Annotated in this window: 12 protein-coding genes and 3 tRNA genes; 6 read left to right on the top strand and 9 right to left on the bottom strand. The window is 59.6% G+C overall.

All coding sequences use genetic code 11. The features are described from left to right. From TRM7615_RS04425 to TRM7615_RS04410, 4 genes are all read right to left on the bottom strand, one after another. Window positions 1-864: a GNAT family N-acetyltransferase gene (locus tag TRM7615_RS04425; protein WP_108785700.1), complete on the bottom strand. Its 864-nt coding sequence runs from the start codon at window positions 862-864 to the stop codon at window positions 1-3. A gap of 91 nt (window positions 865-955) precedes the next feature. Then, a tRNA-Gly gene (locus TRM7615_RS04420) sits at window positions 956-1,030 on the bottom strand. 42 nt (window positions 1,031-1,072) lie between these two features. Continuing rightward, window positions 1,073-1,147, bottom strand: a tRNA-Gly gene (locus TRM7615_RS04415). Between the two features lie 40 nt (window positions 1,148-1,187). After that, a tRNA-Gly gene (locus TRM7615_RS04410) sits at window positions 1,188-1,262 on the bottom strand. Window positions 1,263-1,415: 153 nt separating this feature from the next. Between TRM7615_RS04410 and TRM7615_RS25460 the strand changes: the two genes are divergently transcribed. Continuing rightward, window positions 1,416-1,565, top strand: a complete 150-nt coding sequence (locus tag TRM7615_RS25460; protein ID WP_165821363.1) for a hypothetical protein — start codon at window positions 1,416-1,418, stop codon at window positions 1,563-1,565. 72 nt (window positions 1,566-1,637) lie between these two features. On the opposite strand, the gene TRM7615_RS04405 is transcribed toward TRM7615_RS25460, so the two are convergent. From TRM7615_RS04405 to TRM7615_RS04395, 3 genes are all read right to left on the bottom strand, one after another. Continuing rightward, on the bottom strand, window positions 1,638-5,075 hold the full coding sequence (locus TRM7615_RS04405; protein WP_108785699.1) for a pyruvate carboxylase: 3,438 nt from the start codon (window positions 5,073-5,075) through the stop codon (window positions 1,638-1,640). A 138-nt stretch (window positions 5,076-5,213) separates the two neighbouring features. Next, window positions 5,214-6,371, bottom strand: coding sequence for an alpha-hydroxy acid oxidase (locus tag TRM7615_RS04400; RefSeq protein ID WP_108785698.1), 1,158 nt, complete (start codon window positions 6,369-6,371; stop codon window positions 5,214-5,216). A 44-nt stretch (window positions 6,372-6,415) separates the two neighbouring features. Beyond that, a complete protein-coding gene (locus TRM7615_RS04395) occupies window positions 6,416-8,179 on the bottom strand; it encodes a sensor domain-containing diguanylate cyclase (RefSeq protein WP_108785697.1) in 1,764 nt (587 codons plus the stop codon). A gap of 189 nt (window positions 8,180-8,368) precedes the next feature. On the opposite strand from TRM7615_RS04395, the gene TRM7615_RS04390 reads away from it, so the two are divergent. Next, window positions 8,369-10,789, top strand: a complete 2,421-nt coding sequence (locus TRM7615_RS04390) for an ATP-dependent helicase (RefSeq protein ID WP_108785696.1) — start codon at window positions 8,369-8,371, stop codon at window positions 10,787-10,789. Here the strand turns inward: TRM7615_RS04390 and TRM7615_RS04385 are convergent. Both TRM7615_RS04385 and TRM7615_RS04380 read right to left on the bottom strand, forming a co-directional pair. After that, window positions 10,786-11,076 (bottom strand): DUF1330 domain-containing protein, encoded by a 291-nt coding sequence (locus tag TRM7615_RS04385; RefSeq protein ID WP_108785695.1) that lies wholly within the window; start codon window positions 11,074-11,076, stop codon window positions 10,786-10,788. The genes TRM7615_RS04390 and TRM7615_RS04385 overlap by 4 nt on opposite strands. A 485-nt stretch (window positions 11,077-11,561) precedes the next feature. Continuing rightward, window positions 11,562-11,786 (bottom strand): DUF1127 domain-containing protein, encoded by a 225-nt coding sequence (locus TRM7615_RS04380; protein WP_108785694.1) that lies wholly within the window; start codon window positions 11,784-11,786, stop codon window positions 11,562-11,564. A gap of 975 nt (window positions 11,787-12,761) precedes the next feature. Between TRM7615_RS04380 and mraZ the strand changes: the two genes are divergently transcribed. From mraZ to TRM7615_RS04360, 4 genes are read left to right on the top strand one after another with little or no spacing between them, the layout of a single operon-like run. Continuing rightward, a complete protein-coding gene (mraZ, locus tag TRM7615_RS04375; RefSeq protein WP_108785693.1) occupies window positions 12,762-13,265 on the top strand; it encodes a division/cell wall cluster transcriptional repressor MraZ in 504 nt (167 codons plus the stop codon). Between the two features lie 4 nt (window positions 13,266-13,269). Further along, window positions 13,270-14,262, top strand: a complete 993-nt coding sequence (gene rsmH, locus TRM7615_RS04370) for a 16S rRNA (cytosine(1402)-N(4))-methyltransferase RsmH (protein ID WP_108785989.1) — start codon at window positions 13,270-13,272, stop codon at window positions 14,260-14,262. Continuing rightward, window positions 14,259-14,609: a cell division protein FtsL gene (gene ftsL, locus TRM7615_RS04365; protein WP_108785692.1), complete on the top strand. Its 351-nt coding sequence runs from the start codon at window positions 14,259-14,261 to the stop codon at window positions 14,607-14,609. Before rsmH ends, ftsL begins: the two co-directional genes overlap by 4 nt. Continuing rightward, window positions 14,606-16,393 carry a peptidoglycan D,D-transpeptidase FtsI family protein gene (locus TRM7615_RS04360; protein ID WP_108785691.1) on the top strand — a complete coding sequence of 596 codons (1,788 nt, stop codon included), beginning with the start codon at window positions 14,606-14,608 and terminating at the stop codon, window positions 16,391-16,393. The genes ftsL and TRM7615_RS04360 overlap by 4 nt, the downstream gene beginning before the upstream one ends. Window positions 16,394-16,396: the final 3 nt, after the last annotated feature.

The raw sequence follows: 16,396 nt of genomic DNA, 5'->3' as shown, positions 1-16,396 counted from the left end.
TTATCCCAACTCAAACGTTGTCACACCAAAGATCCGGTCCACAGCAATCTTTGGGGCCGGACCTGTGTACATGCGCGCGGTTTCAAACACAGGCGTCAGGCCCATGTCTCGCGCGAGCTCACCCGCTGCAGAATTCGGTTCCGGCACGTCCAGAAACACGTCCTGATCGTGAACTGTGTCAGGTACAGCCCGTAGGAGCGCGCTCGTAAGCGCGCGCGCGATCTCTGCATCATCCGCAATCACAGGCCCGATCTTGAAACCGCTGCGGCAGGGCCGAATGACGCCATAGCCACGCAGTTCGTTATCCAGGTAGAGCGCCCGTGCAACATGGCCTTCGGCAGTCAGCCAATGGCTCAGGAATTTCGAGCGCGGGGCAGGGAAGGCCGCCCGGTCAAACGCCTCCACCTCTGCCGTCAATTCGTTCAAAGAAGTTGATTGCTCCCCGTCCGGTAAGCCCTTCAGCGCCTCTCGGATCGGCCCGCCAAAGCGAATGTTGCGATAGGCCAGCTGAAACCCGGATTTGGCATAGTTTGCCTGCTCTTCCTGTACACCGTCCAGGCCAATCAGACGGTCGCCCGCATGCGCTGTTGCAGCCTGCCACAGGCGCAGTCCGTACCCTTGTCCACGATGATCGGGGTGCACGATATAGAAACCCAGAAAGGCGAATTGAGCGTCATAATTCACCACCGAAATCGTGGCGATTAATTCTCCGTTCAGAAATCCACCCCAGAACCCGTCCGCATCTACGGACAGAAAACACCGAGCATCTGACAGCCCCGGGTTCCACCCCTCGCGCGCGGCCCAATCCACGGCGATCAGCACTTCGTCAGGGGTAAGGGGGCGGATGGCATAGTCTGTGGACATTGAAAGCACCTTGAGGATTGAACGCCCCAAGCATGACGCAAAACGTCTGTCGCCGCCAAGTCACCAATCAAGTGAAAGAGAGAGAAGATATTGGAGCGGGCGAGGCGATTCGAACGCCCGACCCTAACCTTGGCAAGGTTATGCTCTACCCCTGAGCTACGCCCGCAACCTATATCTTTTGTCTCCGGATGGGTGATCCGGATCTTGATGGAGCGGGCGAGGCGATTCGAACGCCCGACCCTAACCTTGGCAAGGTTATGCTCTACCCCTGAGCTACGCCCGCACTATCAAGTCTGTGCCCGGATGGGTGATCCGGTTCTCAATGGAGCGGGCGAGGCGATTCGAACGCCCGACCCTAACCTTGGCAAGGTTATGCTCTACCCCTGAGCTACGCCCGCCTCCTTGAGTGAGGCGTGAATTAGAATTTCTGGGGCCGCACCGCAAGAGCAAAAGTGAAGAAAAGCCAAAATTATTCGTTTCGACGGAAAGGCTTTGTTCACCCGTTTCACCCAAACTGAACCAACCCCTTTCACAGTTGGACGAGGTCTCCCATGGTTTCGGGAAAATTCTTCATGACAGCGGGGCTGTTGGCCGCAATCGGCTCCTTCGCGGCGTTCAATCCGGCCCAGGATGCCACCCAGCCCGAGGATTTGCCGATCCTTCAGCCTCCTGTTGCAATCAAGGTCTCAGTGCTGTCCTAAGTCTCAAGTGCGCAAACAAAAAACGCTGCCCCAGTCAAAGACCGGGACAGCGCGCAATCGAGTTGATCTGGATTACTCCAGTTCGATGAGGAGGTCCTTTGCGTCGATCTGGCCACCTGGCTGTACATGCAGCGCCTTGACGGTGGCGGACCGCTCGGCGTGGATGCCTGTTTCCATCTTCATCGCTTCGATGGTCAGCAGCAGATCGCCTTCGTTCACCTGCTGGCCTGCCTGCACCGCAACGCTGGCCACAACACCCGGCATTGGCGCGCCGATGTGGTCGGCATTGCCCGCCTCGGCCTTGGGCCGCTGGATGGTCGAGGATTTGACCAGTCGGTTCGGCACCCGGATCACGCGGGGCTGGCCGTTGAGTTCAAAGAACACCTTCACTTCGCCGTTCTCGTCGGTCTCGCCCAAGGCTTGCAGTCGGATTTCCAGCGTCTTGCCCGGATCGATTTCCGCCGTGATCTCTTCACCCGGCTCCATGCCGTAGAAGAAGGTCTTGGTTGGCAGGGCGCGCACCGGCCCATAGGTGCGATGGCGGCCCATGTAGTCCATGAAGACCTTGGGATACATCAGATATCCGTTCAGATCCTCGTCATCGACCACCTTGCCTTCCAGTTCTTTCGAGATCTGGGCGCGCAGCGCATCCAGGTCGACGGGCTCTAGATGTTTGCCCGGACGCTCGGTGTTGGGCGCTTCGCCCTTCAGCGCCTTGCCTACGATGGCGTCGGGGAAGCCACCCGGAGGTTGACCCAGATTGCCGCGCATCATGTCGATCACCGAATCCGGGAAGGCCACATCAGTGCCGGGGTTTTCGACGTCATCGCGGCTCAGCCCCTGGCTCACCATCATCAGTGCCATGTCGCCCACGACCTTCGACGAGGGCGTTACCTTGACGATATCGCCGAACATCTGGTTCACGTCCGCATACATCTGCGCCACCTCATGCCAGCGCTCTTCCAGCCCCAGCGAGCGCGCCTGCGCTTTGAGGTTGGTGAACTGACCGCCGGGCATCTCATGCAGATAAACCTCGGAGGCCGGTGCCTGCAGTCCCGACTCGAAGGCCGCGTACTGGCCGCGCACGGCCTCGAAGTAGTCGCTGATCTCGCGGATCGCCTTGATGTCCAGCCCAGGGTCGCGGTCGGTGTTGCGCAGCGCCTCGACCACAGATCCCAGCGTCGCTTGGCTGGTGTTGCCCGAGAAGCTGTCCATCGCGCAATCGACCGCATCCACGCCCGCCTCTGCGGCAGCCAGGATGGTCGCGGAGGCGATGCCCGCCGTGTCGTGCGTGTGGAAGTGAATAGGCAGGCCAACTTCCTCTTTCAGCGCCTTGATGAGCACGCGGGCAGCGGCGGGCTTCAAGAGACCGGCCATATCTTTCAGGCCCAGAACATGCGCCCCGGCATCGCGCAGTTCCTTGCCCATGGCGACATAGTATTTCAGGTCATACTTGGAGCGCTCGGGGTTCAGGATGTCGCCGGTGTAGCAGACGGTGCCTTCACAGATCTTGTTCTGCTCGATCACTGCGTCCATCGCCACTCGCATGTTCTCGACCCAGTTCAGGCTGTCGAAGACACGGAAAACGTCAATGTTCTTGGCCGCTTCCTTGACGAAGGCTTGCACAACGTTGTCGGGATAATTGGTGTAACCCACACCGTTTGACCCGCGCAGCAGCATTTGCGTCATCAGGTTCGGCATCGCCTCGCGCAGATCGCGCAGACGCTGCCAGGGGCATTCCTGCAGGAACCGATACGCCACATCGAAGGTCGCGCCGCCCCAGCATTCGACCGAGAAGAGCTGCGGCAGGTTCGAGGCATATGTCGGCGCCACACGGACCATGTCGATCGACCGCATACGCGTTGCCAGCAGCGACTGATGCCCGTCCCGCATGGTGGTGTCGGTGATCAACAGCTGACGCTGCGCTTTCATCCAGTCGGCCACCGCCTGTGGGCCCTTCTGTTCCAGCAGGTTGCGGGTGCCCATCATCGGCTCGGCACGGCGTTCCGGCGAGCGCGGGATCTTCAGATCGGCGGCGGGCAGAGGGCGGTCCTTGGTTTCGGGGTGTCCGTTAACCGTGATGTCGGCGATGTAGGTCAGCACCTTGGTGCCCCGGTCACGACGACGTTTGAAGTCGAACAGATCCGGCGTCTCGTCGATGAATTTGGTGGTGTATTCGTTCGACAGGAAGGTCGGGTGCTTCAGCAGGTTCTCGACAAAGGCGATGTTGGTGCTGACACCGCGTACGCGGAATTCGCGCAGCGCGCGGTCCATCCGGGCAATCGCCTTTTCTGGCGTCGGGGCCCAGGCTGTGACTTTGGTCAGCAGCGAGTCGTAATACCGTGTGATCACGCCGCCCGCGTAAGCGGTGCCTCCGTCCAGGCGAATACCCATGCCGGTGGCCGAGCGATAAGCGGTGATGCGGCCATAATCGGGGATGAAGTTGTTGAGCGGATCTTCGGTCGTCACACGGGTCTGCAAGGCATGGCCGTTCAACTGGACTTCATCCTGTGCGGCCTTGCCGGTGGCCTCGGCCAGGGGTTTGCCCTCGGCAATCAGGATCTGTGCCTGCACGATGTCGATGCCGGTCACCTCTTCGGTGACTGTATGTTCCACCTGCACGCGGGGGTTTACTTCGATGAAGTAAAACTTACCCGAGGCCATATCCATCAGGAATTCTACAGTGCCCGCACATTCATAGTTCACGTGGGCGCAGATTTTGCGGCCCAGTTCGCAGATCTCGGCGCGTTGCTCTTCGGTCAGATACGGGGCAGGTGCGCGCTCAACCACCTTCTGGTTGCGGCGCTGAACCGAACAGTCACGCTCATAAAGGTGATAGATCTCGCCATGCTTGTCGCCCAGGATCTGCACTTCGACGTGGCGGGCGCGGGTGATCATCTTTTCAAGATAGCCCTCGCCATTGCCAAAGGCGGCTTCAGCCTCGCGGCGGCCCTCAAGCACCTTTTCTTCCAACTCATCCGGCCCGTGGATCGGACGCATGCCGCGACCACCACCGCCCCAGGACGCTTTCAGCATTAGCGGATAGCCAACCTCGGCCGCCTCGGCCCGGATCGCATTCATGTCATCGCCCAGAACCTCAGTCGCCGGGATGACCGGAACACCTGCCTCAATGGCAACGCGACGGGCGCTGGCCTTGTCCCCAAGCGCGCGCATGGTTTCTGCCTTCGGCCCGATGAAGGTGATGCCGTTCTTTGTGCAGGCATCCACGAAGTCGGGGTTTTCCGACAGCAAGCCATAGCCGGGGTGGATCGCATCCGCACCGCTTTCTTTGGCCACACGAATAATCTCGTCGATGCTCAGGTACGCGGCAACCGGCCCCATGCCCTCACCAATGCGATAGGCCTCATCCGCCTTGAACCGGTGCAAGCCCAGCTTGTCCTCTTCGGCAAAGACGGCAACCGTCTTCTTGCCCATCTCATTGGCGGCCCGCATCACGCGGATCGCAATCTCCCCGCGGTTCGCGATCAGGATTTTTCTAAAGTCTGTCATGGCAAGTCCCGGCTCTCTTCGTTGGGCGTGGGTTTTAGGCGGACAATAAGCATACGTATATGGGTAGTTCTGGGTAGAACCGGCATGTTATCGCTCGCAAACGCCGTTTTTTCTGCAGTGCAGTGATTGGTTTCGTCTTCAGGTCAGCTCTGGAAGGATTCGGTGTGGTGGCAAATCCGAAAGGGAGGGCGCTCCGATCTGGCCCATATTGGCGATCAGGTCCTGTTTCAGCACATCGATCACATGGGCCGGTCCGCATGCGCCCAATGCTGCAAGTGCAAAGTGAACCGCTCGCCCCAGCATCACGAAATCGGCGCCAGAGGCGATGGCGCGCAGGATGTCCAAGCCGCTCTCGACACCACTGTCAAAGATGAGCGGCAGCTGTGTCGCGGCCCGGATTGCAGGCAAAGCTTCAATCGAAGCAGGAGCCCCGTCAAACTGACGGCCCGCATGATTTGACACCCATAGGGCATCGATGCCTGCACGCTCCAGAGGCTCGGCGTCCTCGGCGCGCATCACGCCCTTGATGATAAATGGACCGTCCCAATGATCGCGTAGCCATTTGACGTAGTCCATGTCCGGTGAGGTGCGCAGCAGGTATCCGATGTGCGCAGTGGGGGGCAGGTTCAGCTGCTTGGTGACGTATTTGTCCAGTGTTCGCATACGCGGCATGCCATCCCGGATCACTTCTTGCATCATGCCTATGGCCCAGGCGGGACGCCGTGCGATCTGGGCCAGCAGGCGCGGGGACAGCTTGGGCGGCTGTGTCAGCCCCGAGCGCGTCTGACGTTCGCGGCGCGAAGCAACCGGTATGTCCACGGTCAGCACCAGCGTAGAAAACCCTGCATCACGGGCGCGGTTCAAGACATCTTGGCGGATTTCGGGGCTTTTGGGCGGATACAGTTGGAACCAGGCATGCGATCCTAGGTGCGGCGCCAGCTCTTCGGGGCTGCGGCTGGCCACGGTCGACAGCGTATAGGGCACCCCGGCCTGGGCGGCGGCCCGCGCCAGCAGCGGTTCGGCCCCGGGCCAGATCAGGCCGGACATGCCGATCGGGGCGACGCCAAAGGGCAGGTGGAACTCCTGCCCCAGCAGGCGGGTCGACAGGTCGCATTCCAGGGCGCCATGCAAGATCGAAGGATCAAACCCGATCCGGTCGAGCGCCTTTCGGTTACGGGCTTTGGTGGCTTCGCCCCCCGTGCCGCTGTCCAGGTATTCCCAAACAAACTTGGGAAGCCTGCGCTTGGCGCGCCACTTCAAGTCCATGACGCCGGGATAGGTGCTGTGCAGATCCATGCCGATTGATCGGCTGCAACGGGCGATTCTGCAAGCGCCTGGCTTTATTCCGCCGCGATTTGAGGGTGTTCTTTGTTGTCTTCGGCCTGATGCGCCAAGGCCGCGATGCGCACCTGATTGCGCCCTTTGGCCTTGGCGTCATAAAGCGCGTCATCTGCTGAGCGCATCAGGTCCTGAGGCATGGTGCCGTGGGTCGGGTAATGCGCGATCCCAAGGGAAATCGTGATGCGCGGCAGTGTCTTCTCTCCGTAACGTACGGCGATGTCCTCGACCGCTTTACGCAGTTTTTCGGCGCGGCCCTGCACTTCGGACGGGCTGCTGCCGGGCAAGATCAGGGTGAATTCCTCACCGCCCATGCGGCACGCAATTTCATCGCCGTCACAGGATTGCTGCAGTACCGATCCCACGGCGCGCAGCACCATGTCGCCTGCATCGTGACCGTGGTTGTCATTGAACTTCTTGAAGTGATCCACGTCGACCGCGATCAAGCTGACCGGCGCTCCGCTGGCCTGGCTGCGCGAAATCAGTTTGCGCAGTTGATCGGTCATGTGGCGTCGGTTGTACAGGCCGGTGAGCGGGTCCCGCACGGATTGGTCGTGCAGTTGGTCGCGCATCCGCACATTTGCGATGGCCATGCTGATCTGTTCCGCGCACATCTGGGCCAGTTTCTTGTTCTGGGCAAACTGCTCTTCGCTGTCATGTTGCGACCGCAAATGCATCAGGCCAACAGTTTCCCCATGCGCCAGGATCGGAAAGCAGAAGTAGGGTCGACCATCGTGCGGCTCGGCGTGTTCGCAGACAAAATCCACCTCGGTGGCGCCATACTCGTAGGTCCGTCCGCGACGCAGCCCCCAACAGCCATCGGGATGGATATGGTCCTTATGCGTGCCGCCATTCCAACTGGCGCTGCCGTCCAACACGTCGCGTGAGTTGGAGTAGACGTAAACACTCCCCTCGGCATCGGGCAGAATATGCGTCATGAACTTGGCAACCATGTCGAACAGCTCTTCCAGAGATCGGCTGGATTGCAGCCATTCATTCAACTCTCCCAACAGACGAACCTCGCGCGCCAGGCGCAGTTGCTCGTCCATCAGCTCGCGTTCGTTTTGTGAGCGGGCACGCAGCGCGTTGACCTGATTGCGGTTGGTGCGAAACAGCACCAAAGTCACAATGGTCATCGCGGTCAGAGCGACACCGCACAACGCGCCAAGCAGCAATCGAACCCGCCAGATGAAGGTTTCACGCAGCTCAGTGATGTCGGTGTAGAACTCGATCGCGCCCAGAAATTTGTTGTTTTGCATGACTGGAACGAACACTTCGGCCACATGGTGATCCATTCTCGTATCAACCAGGCCGGAATGCAGGATCAAATCGTCGATTTCCGAGGCCGGTACCTCCTCATGGGTATAGTAGACCTCGCCGTTCTTCAAAGTGCTGGAAAAGTAGGATTTGGTGTTGGTCGAGCCGATGTCCGACGGCCGGGTGGACCAGAATACAGTGCCGTCAGCGTGGAAGAGTTTGAACCGGTACACATCCGAAGCTTCGGGCATGAGTTCCAGGAACTCCTGATCATGAGCATCCATCAAACTGGTTTGAAACGTTGCCTCGGGGCTTTCAATATGCAGCAACACACGGCGCTTCCACATTTCGGACTGTTTGCGAATGTCCGCTTCGAGCATGCCGTCGACGATCGGGGTTGGTAGAGTGTAGACACCCCATGCGGCCGTCACGATCATTGCAATTAGCAAAATGCCCGCGCTGGCCCACTTCAACTGCTGTGCAGCCAAAGCCTTGTATTCCGTCGTCATCGTTCCGCGCTCCCGTATTTCCATCTGAGACCATGTGAAACAGAGATTGATATGAGGTTAACGATCGGCCTGTAGCCCGCTCTCACCGGAACACAGGATCGTGCAAATTCTGCATAAATTGCACGGTTATTGCGAACAGGACGTGAACAAACCCTTTCCCTCTGGTAAATTCCGAATTACTTTGCGGGTATGAGCAGTTTCGATGAAATGGACGCCTTTGAAGGCGCCGCACAGCAGCCATCCTTGTCCGCGCGCGCCATGGCCGCGCGGCCTGTGCCGTATTTGGACGACCTCAACCCGGCGCAGCGCGAAGCGGTCGAGATGCTGGATGGACCGGTGCTGATGCTGGCTGGTGCCGGCACAGGCAAGACCAAGGCGTTGACCACGCGCATCGTGCATCTGCTCAACACGCACAAGGCGCGCCCGAACGAGATTCTGGCGGTGACCTTTACCAATAAAGCCGCGCGCGAGATGAAGAACCGCGTTGGCCGTATGCTGGGGCAACCGGCCGAAGGGATGCCGTGGCTGGGCACGTTCCACTCGATCTGCGTCAAGCTGCTGCGCCGCCATGCCGAGCTTGCGGGGCTCAAGTCGAACTTCACGATTCTGGATACCGACGACCAGCTGCGCCTGATCAAACAGCTGGTGCAGGCGGCAGGGATCGACGACAAACGCTGGCCTGCGCGGCTGTTGTTGAATGTGATCGACGGCTGGAAGAACCGCGCACTGACACCGGGCAAGGTGCCCGCAGGTGATGCCGCGGCCTATAACAACAAAGGCGTGGAACTATACGCGCAGTACCAAACCCGCCTGAAGGAGCTCAACGCGGTCGATTTCGGCGATCTGCTCTTGCATGTCGTCACGATCTTCCAAGCGCATCCGGACGTGCTCGAGCAGTATCAGCGCTGGTTCCGCTACATCATGGTGGACGAATATCAGGATACCAACGTGGCCCAGTATCTGTGGCTGCGGCTGCTGGCGGGGGCACACAAGAACATCTGTTGTGTCGGCGATGACGATCAGTCGATCTATGGCTGGCGTGGGGCCGAGGTTGGCAACATCCTGCGCTTTGAAAAGGACTTCCCGGGCGCCCACGTGGTGCGGCTGGAACAGAACTATCGATCGACCCCGCATATCCTGGCCGCTGCTTCGAACGTCATTCGCGGCAACGCGGACCGATTGGGCAAAGAGCTTTGGACCGAAGCCGATGAGGGCGAAAAGGTTCGTCTGATCGGCCATTGGGACGGCGAGGAAGAGGCGCGTTGGATTGGCGAAGAGATTGACGCCATGCAAGGCGGCACCCGCGGCATGCGCTCTTTCAGCCTGGATGATATTGCGATTCTCGTGCGCGCCTCGCACCAGATGCGCGCGTTCGAGGACCGGTTTCTGACCATTGGTCTGCCGTACCGGGTGATCGGCGGCCCGCGGTTCTATGAGCGGTTGGAGATTCGCGATGCCATGGCGTATTTCCGGTTGGTGGTCTCGCCCGACGATGATCTGGCATTCGAACGTATCGTCAACACACCCAAGCGTGGCCTGGGCGACAAGGCGCAGCAAACCATTCAGATTGCAGCGCGCTCAAGCGGGGTGTCATTGGTCGATGGCGCGCGGATTGCGCTGGAGCAAGGGTTGATCAAGGGCAAGGGCGCAGGTGCCTTGCGTAAACTGGTCGAAGATCTGGCCCGCTGGCGGTCGATGACCCGCGGACCTGTGATCGAGGCCAATGAAGATGAGGTGATCGACGACGGGGTCGAGCCGCAGTTGGCGTTTGGCCAGCCCGAGGTCAGCCACATCGAGCTGGCCCAGATCATCCTGGACGAATCCGGCTATACGACCATGTGGCAGAACACCAAAACGCCCGAAGCACCGGGGCGGCTGGAGAACCTCAAGGAACTGGTGAACCAGCTCGACAATTTCGAGAACCTGCAAGGGTTCCTGGAACATGTCAGCCTGGTGATGGACAACGAGCAGGAATCAGATGGCGCCAAGGTGTCGATCATGACCCTGCACGCGGCCAAGGGCTTGGAATTCCCGGCCGTCTTTTTGCCAGGGTGGGAGGATGGCCTGTTCCCCTCGCAGCGTTCGATGGACGAATCCGGTCTCAAGGGCCTCGAAGAGGAACGCCGCCTGGCTTACGTGGGCATCACCCGCGCCGAAGAGTTGTGCACGATCTCCTTCGCAGCCAATCGGCGGGTGTTCGGGCAATGGCAGAACTCCATGCCATCGCGATTTGTCGATGAACTGCCAGAGGATCACGTTGATGTCCTAACCCCATCCGGCCTGTATGGTGGTGGTGCGGGCGGCGTCAGTTCTCAAGGCATCGAAACGCGCGCGGCCGAGGCGAATGTCTACAACTCTCCGGGCTGGAAGCGCCTGCAGGCCCGGCAGGGGCAGCGGGGCCTGTCGCAACCCAAGGAAAGCCGTAACACGGTGATTGATCTGAACGCGGTATCCAGCTTCACGCTTGGCGAGCGCGTGTTTCACCAGAAATTTGGATACGGCGCGGTGATCGGGATTGAGGGCGACAAGCTTGAGATCGATTTCGAAAAGGCAGGCACCAAAAAGGTCGTGGCCAAGTTCCTGTCCGCCAGCGACGATGTGCCGTTCTAAAGCCCGTCTACTATGATTGCGTTGGTTGAAGCCGTTGCGTGCCGAATGCGCGCAAGCTTGACATATTCGGGGTCGTTTTTCCACGCATAGGCGGTTTCCAGGTCTGGAAACTCCATCAACACCACACCGCCCTCGGGCCATTCCCCTTCGACACGGTCGACGGTTTTGGATGAAACCGTAAGCATGCGCCCCTGGTGTCGCTCAAAGATCGGCATGAACCCCTTTAGGTACTCCTGGTACCCTTCGGGGTCGTGGATGTTCAGCTGTGCAAAGAAATAGGCGGGCATCTTGAACTCCCTGGCTGCAGATACCGCCAGTCTACCACTCTTGCTCAAAAACAAAAAACGGCGGTTCCCAGGGAGGAGGAGGGGAACCGCCGTTCATGACAACATCGAGACAGGGAGGAGGAGAGCCCCGATGTATTCGAACCCGGGTTTGAGCCCGGTATGAGGTCGCGGCGGCTTCAGGGAGGAGGACGAAGCCACCGCGCGCTTTCAACATCCAGGGTCAGGGAGGAGAAGAGACCTGGATGTATCCGCGTTCCGGCGTCCAAGGCCGGTATGAGGTCGCGGCGGCTTCAGGGAGGAGGAGGAAGCCACCGCGTGCTTTCAACATCCAAGGTCAGGGAGGAGGAGAGACCCGGATGTATCTGCGTTCCGGCATCAAAGGCCGGTATTTGGGTGCGGCGACATCAGGGAGGAGGAAGATGCCGCCGCTTAACTCAGACCCCAGGGAGGAGGAGAGGAGTCTGAATTCAGTATCTTTTTTCCGCTTAACGTGCGGTGTATTCGGCCGAAGCCTGCTGTGCTACGCGCTTGATCATCGAGCGGTGCAGGCCCAGATCGGCCAGTTCACGCGCCGACAGGGCGCTCAGCTCATTTACAGTCTGGCGATACATCCGGTTGCGGATGTAGCGAGTTTTTGCGGCCTCGATCAGCGAGGAGAAGCCGAAGAATGTTGCGCCTTTTGCGGCGGTGTAGTCGCTGGTGACAGCCATGATCTTTACCTATCGTCGTATCGTCTCTGCCGCGTCGGTGCGGCGTTTGCTTGAGACTGAAAATAAGCAAATGCTGCAATTGCACAATAGCTTACCGGATCAATGCTGCTATGCAGCAATTGCATGGATTGTCCCACAAAATCACGGACTTCGCGAAAGACACATATTTTATTGGGGTTTCGATGTGCCTGATACGTTCCTGCGGCGGGCGAATTCTTGTCACACATGATTGAACGCCGTTTTTTTACGCAGCGTGACGCGGTTTTGGCTCTTGAAAAAAACCGCGGTCGCGTGGGGGCGTCGACTCGATTACTAGGGGCGGTGGCGATGGATGCGCCCGGCCATGCAGCTGCCCAGGGTAGAGGTGGGAATGTATGGTACGGGATTGCATGGGAGCTGTGGGAAACCATGGGATGGCTTGTTTTCGCAGGCTCGGATGGCGTTTGAGAAGTAGATGATTTCGCGTGTTTTCGGTGATTGCCGTGGCTTTCTTGCTATTCAGTCCCCGATGGCAGAACTTTTTTGGGAATAGATGGGATATTTTTGAAAGGCATCATTTTGTCTATATGTGGGTGCCTTGGTTTCACTATTGTCTATATGCTGTGGATAACTTGGCTATTGGGGGATTGACTCTGTAAGCAGTTTTACTCAGTTTCCCGAATCCCTCCAAAATTTCCTATTGATTTCCATGAATTCCCATGGCATCCCTTGTTCATCGGATGAGAACGAGACAGCAGGGGCAGCAAACGACCCCAAACCAACAATAAGCAGGTTTCATACAGGCGCTTCGCTTTCATCAGAACCAAGAGATCCGGCGCGCGAGCGAGCAGACATCCCCCCAGGTGGCGCGCGCAGTCGGACATCCCCGCACAGCGGGATCAGGCGGCGGGTTGATCAGTGGCAGCAGATCAACCCGCCGTTTCTACTTTCTGGGGGCGAAAAGCAAGTTGGCGCATAGCGAAAGGGACAGTCGTTTTGGCGCGCAGGTTCAGAGGCGAGAGCCAGAATAAGGTGGATACGAAAGGCAGGGTGTCGATTCCTGCCTCGTTTCGTCGTGTTCTGGAGGCTGGCGACCCGAACTGGCAGTCGGGCGATCAGCCCGAGCTTGTGATTGTCTACGGCGACCACCGCCGCAAGTTCCTGGAATGCTACACGATGGAGGCGATCGACGAGGTCGATGCCAAGATCGACGCGCTGCCGCGCGGCTCGATGGAGCGCAAGATGCTTCAGCGCATGTTCCACGGTCAGTCGTTTCCCACAGCCGTGGATGAAACTGGCCGTCTGGTCCTGCCCGCCAAGCTGCGCAAGAAAATCGACCTGGACAAAGAAGCCTTTTTTATCGCGGCCGGTGACACCTTCCAGATCTGGAAGCCCGAGACATACGAGACCGAAGAACTGGCCAAGGCCGAAGAGTGGCTGGACGAGCTGCCAGACGACTTTGATCCGATGGCCTTCCTTGATGGCGCGGGGGGCGCGTAACGGCATGGCTGCTGCGGCCAACCCCGATCAAGACCCTCACATCCCTGTATTGTTGCGTCCTTTGCTGGCTGCCGTGTCCCCTGTGTCGGGGCGGTGGCTGGATGGCACCTTTGGGGCAGGGGGATATACCCGTGGTTTGCTGGCCGCAGGCGCGGACACGGTCATTGGCGTCGATCGCGACCCGCTGGCGTTTGAGATGGCCGCCGATTGGGCCGGCGACTATGGCGATCGTCTGGTGATGCAGGCCGGTGTGTTCTCGCGCATGGATGAATATGCCAGCGATCTGGATGGCGTCGTGCTGGATTTGGGTGTCTCGTCGATGCAACTGGATCTGGCCGAGCGTGGGTTTTCCTTCATGAAGGATGGCCCGCTGGACATGCGCATGTCGCAGGATGGCCCCTCGGCCGCTGATCTGGTGAACGAGGCCAGCGAAGAGGATCTGGCCGACATCCTATTCCACTATGGCGAAGAACGTGCCAGCCGTCGGATCGCCAAGGCCATCGTGCGAGAGCGGACAGTGGCTGCGATCACGACGACCCTGCATTTGGCAAAGATCATCGAATCCTGCCTGCCGCGCCCCAAGCCCGGCCAATCGCATCCCGCCACGCGCAGTTTTCAGGCGCTGCGGATCGCAGTGAATGACGAATATGGCGAGCTTTTTCGCGGCCTCATGGCAGCTGAACGGGCTTTGAAGCCCGGCGGGCAATTGGCTGTGGTCACGTTTCATTCTGTCGAAGACCGGATGGTCAAGCGCTTCTTGCAGGCGCGGGCGGGCAAGACCGGGCGCGCCAACCGATATGCACCCGAGATCGCGCAGGGTGCGCCGCAGTTCACCATCAAAACGCGCAAGGCCGTTGGACCCGATGCGCAAGAGCTGGAAGAAAACCCGCGTTCGCGCTCTGCCAAGCTGCGTGTGGCCATTCGCACTGACGCACCTGCCGGGCCCGTCGATGGCAAGAGCATCGGCATGCCGATGTTGAAAGGGGGGAAGCGATGAGAAGCATCATTTATGTCCTGACTGCTTTGGCGGTCTTTGGCCTTGCCCTCTGGGCCTATCAGGAAAATTACAAGACGCAGCAGGTTTTGAAGGACACCCAGCGTTTGCAACGCGAGATTGGTGCCGCTCAGATCCGGTTGAGCGTTCTGCGGGCCGAATGGGCTTATCTGAACCGTCCCGACCGGCTGCGCGAGCTGGCCGATCTGAACTTTGACCGCCTCGGGCTTTTGCCCCTGCGCCCTGATCAGTTCGGCCGCGTGGATGAGGTGGCCTATCCCCCGGCGCCTCTGCCACCGATCACAAATGCAGTTGATGTTTCCACCCTGAATGGGGAGCAATTCCCATGAGCCGTATCCCTCTGCGCCCGCTGGCCCGCATTCTGGACGCCCGCAGCAAGGGCGAAAACCCCGACGCAATCGAACGTGAGAACATCCGCCAACGCCACGAAGAGATGCAGGACCGTGCCCGCGCCCGTGCCGAGGGGCGGCTTTTGGTTCTGGGTGTCTTCTTTTTCTGTGCCTTTTCGGTCGTGGGTGCGCGCATGGGGCTCTTGGCCACATCCGAGGCGCAAGAACCGCTGGCCAGTGCCACGGGTGCCAACATCGCCACCCAACGCGCCGACATCGTCGACCGCGAGGGGCGTATTCTGGCGACAAACTTTGAAACGCACTCGCTTTACGCTCAGCCGCCGCTGATGGTGGACCCGATCGCCGCCGCCGAAGGGTTGATGCAAGTGTTCCCGGACCTGGATAAAGAGCGTCTGATCAAGGACTTCACCGGCAAGCGCAAATTCATCTGGATCAAGAAACGCATCTCACCCGAGCAAAAACAGGCGGTGCATGACATCGGCGATCCCGGTCTGCTCTTTGGACCGCGCGAAATGCGGTTGTACCCCAACGGCATGCTGGCCGCCCATGTGTTGGGTGGCGCGGGCTTTGGCAAGGAAGGCGTGAACGCCGCCGAAGTGATCGGCGTCGCTGGCGTGGAAAAACAGTTCGACGGCTACCTGCGCGACCCGGCCAATGGGGCCAAGCCGCTGCAGCTTTCACTGGATTTGACTGTCCAGGCCGCGACCGAGCGTGTCCTGCTGGGTGGCATGAAGATCATGAATGCCAAAGGGGCCTCGTCGGTTCTGATGGATGTGCACACGGGCGAGGTTATTTCCGTAGCCTCATTGCCCGCATTCGACCCAAACGACCGCCCACGACCACCCACCAGCGGATTTGACCCCTCGGACAGCCCGCTGTTCAATCGTGCGGTGCAGGGTGTTTATGAATTGGGCTCGGTCTACAAGATCTTTACGGCTGCGCAGGCGGTTGACCTGGGGTTGGTCAATTCCGAAACCATCATCGACACATCCGGCCCGATGCGGGTGGGGGGCTTTCCGATTGGTGAGTTCCGCAACAAGAATTACGGAAAGCTGAGCGTCGCCGACATCATCGTCAAAAGCTCGAACCGGGGGACCGGTCGGCTGGCGATGCAGATCGGGGTCAAGCGGCAAAAGGACTTCCTGAACTCTTTGGGCATGTTCGATCCGACACCGTTCGAAATCGTCGAGGCCAAAGGCGGTCAGCCTCTGTTGCCGAAACAATGGGGTGAGTTGAGCACCGTCACCATTTCATATGGGCACGGGCTGTCGACCAGCCCAATGCATCTGGCAGCGGGGTATGCGGCCATCGCCAATGGCGGGCATTACGTCAGCCCGACGGTTCTGCGCCAGAAGGGGCCGCAATATGGCCCGCGCGTGATGTCGCCGACAGCGGCGCGTCAGGCGCGCAAGATGTTGCGCAAGGTTGTGACCAGCGGCACGGCCAGCTTTGGCGAGGTTCCGGGCTATGCGGTTGGCGGCAAAACGGGCACAGCCGACAAGCCCAAGCCGCGCGGCGGCTATTACGAGGACAAGGTCATCGCCACGTTCGCAACGCTTTTCCCGGCAAACGACCCGAAATACGTGCTGGTGGTGACGCTGGATGAGCCGTCGATCCTGGCTTACGGCGAAAAGCGCCGGACGGCGGGCTGGACCGCGGTTCCGGTGGCGGCCGAGATGATTGGCCGCGTCGCGCCGCTCTTGGGCCTCAGGCCACAGGTTGAGCCCGGCGAAACCGCTGGTATAACGCTGACCTCAAACTAACCA

The sequence above is a fragment of the Falsiruegeria mediterranea M17 genome, from assembly GCF_900302455.1.
GTDB lineage: Bacteria > Pseudomonadota > Alphaproteobacteria > Rhodobacterales > Rhodobacteraceae > Falsiruegeria > Falsiruegeria mediterranea.
Note: the sequence above shows the minus strand (reverse complement) of the source record. Positions and strands in the feature narration are given on the sequence as shown.

Bases quoted from the DNA above. Each gene is read 5' to 3' on its own strand.
- TRM7615_RS04390 (WP_108785696.1), top strand. From the start codon at position 8,369: ATGAGCAGTTTCGATGAAATGGACGCCTTTGAAGGCGCCGCACAGCAG.
- ftsL (WP_108785692.1), top strand. From the start codon at position 14,259: ATGAGAAGCATCATTTATGTCCTGACTGCTTTGGCGGTCTTTGGCCTT.
- TRM7615_RS04380 (WP_108785694.1), bottom strand. From the start codon at position 11,786: ATGGCTGTCACCAGCGACTACACCGCCGCAAAAGGCGCAACATTCTTC.
- TRM7615_RS04385 (WP_108785695.1), bottom strand. From the start codon at position 11,076: ATGCCCGCCTATTTCTTTGCACAGCTGAACATCCACGACCCCGAAGGG.
- rsmH (WP_108785989.1), top strand. From the start codon at position 13,270: ATGGCTGCTGCGGCCAACCCCGATCAAGACCCTCACATCCCTGTATTG.
- TRM7615_RS25460 (WP_165821363.1), top strand. From the start codon at position 1,416: ATGGTTTCGGGAAAATTCTTCATGACAGCGGGGCTGTTGGCCGCAATC.
- TRM7615_RS04395 (WP_108785697.1), bottom strand. From the start codon at position 8,179: ATGACGACGGAATACAAGGCTTTGGCTGCACAGCAGTTGAAGTGGGCC.
- TRM7615_RS04400 (WP_108785698.1), bottom strand. From the start codon at position 6,371: ATGGATCTGCACAGCACCTATCCCGGCGTCATGGACTTGAAGTGGCGC.
- TRM7615_RS04360 (WP_108785691.1), top strand. From the start codon at position 14,606: ATGAGCCGTATCCCTCTGCGCCCGCTGGCCCGCATTCTGGACGCCCGC.
- TRM7615_RS04405 (WP_108785699.1), bottom strand. From the start codon at position 5,075: ATGACAGACTTTAGAAAAATCCTGATCGCGAACCGCGGGGAGATTGCG.
- TRM7615_RS04425 (WP_108785700.1), bottom strand. From the start codon at position 864: ATGTCCACAGACTATGCCATCCGCCCCCTTACCCCTGACGAAGTGCTG.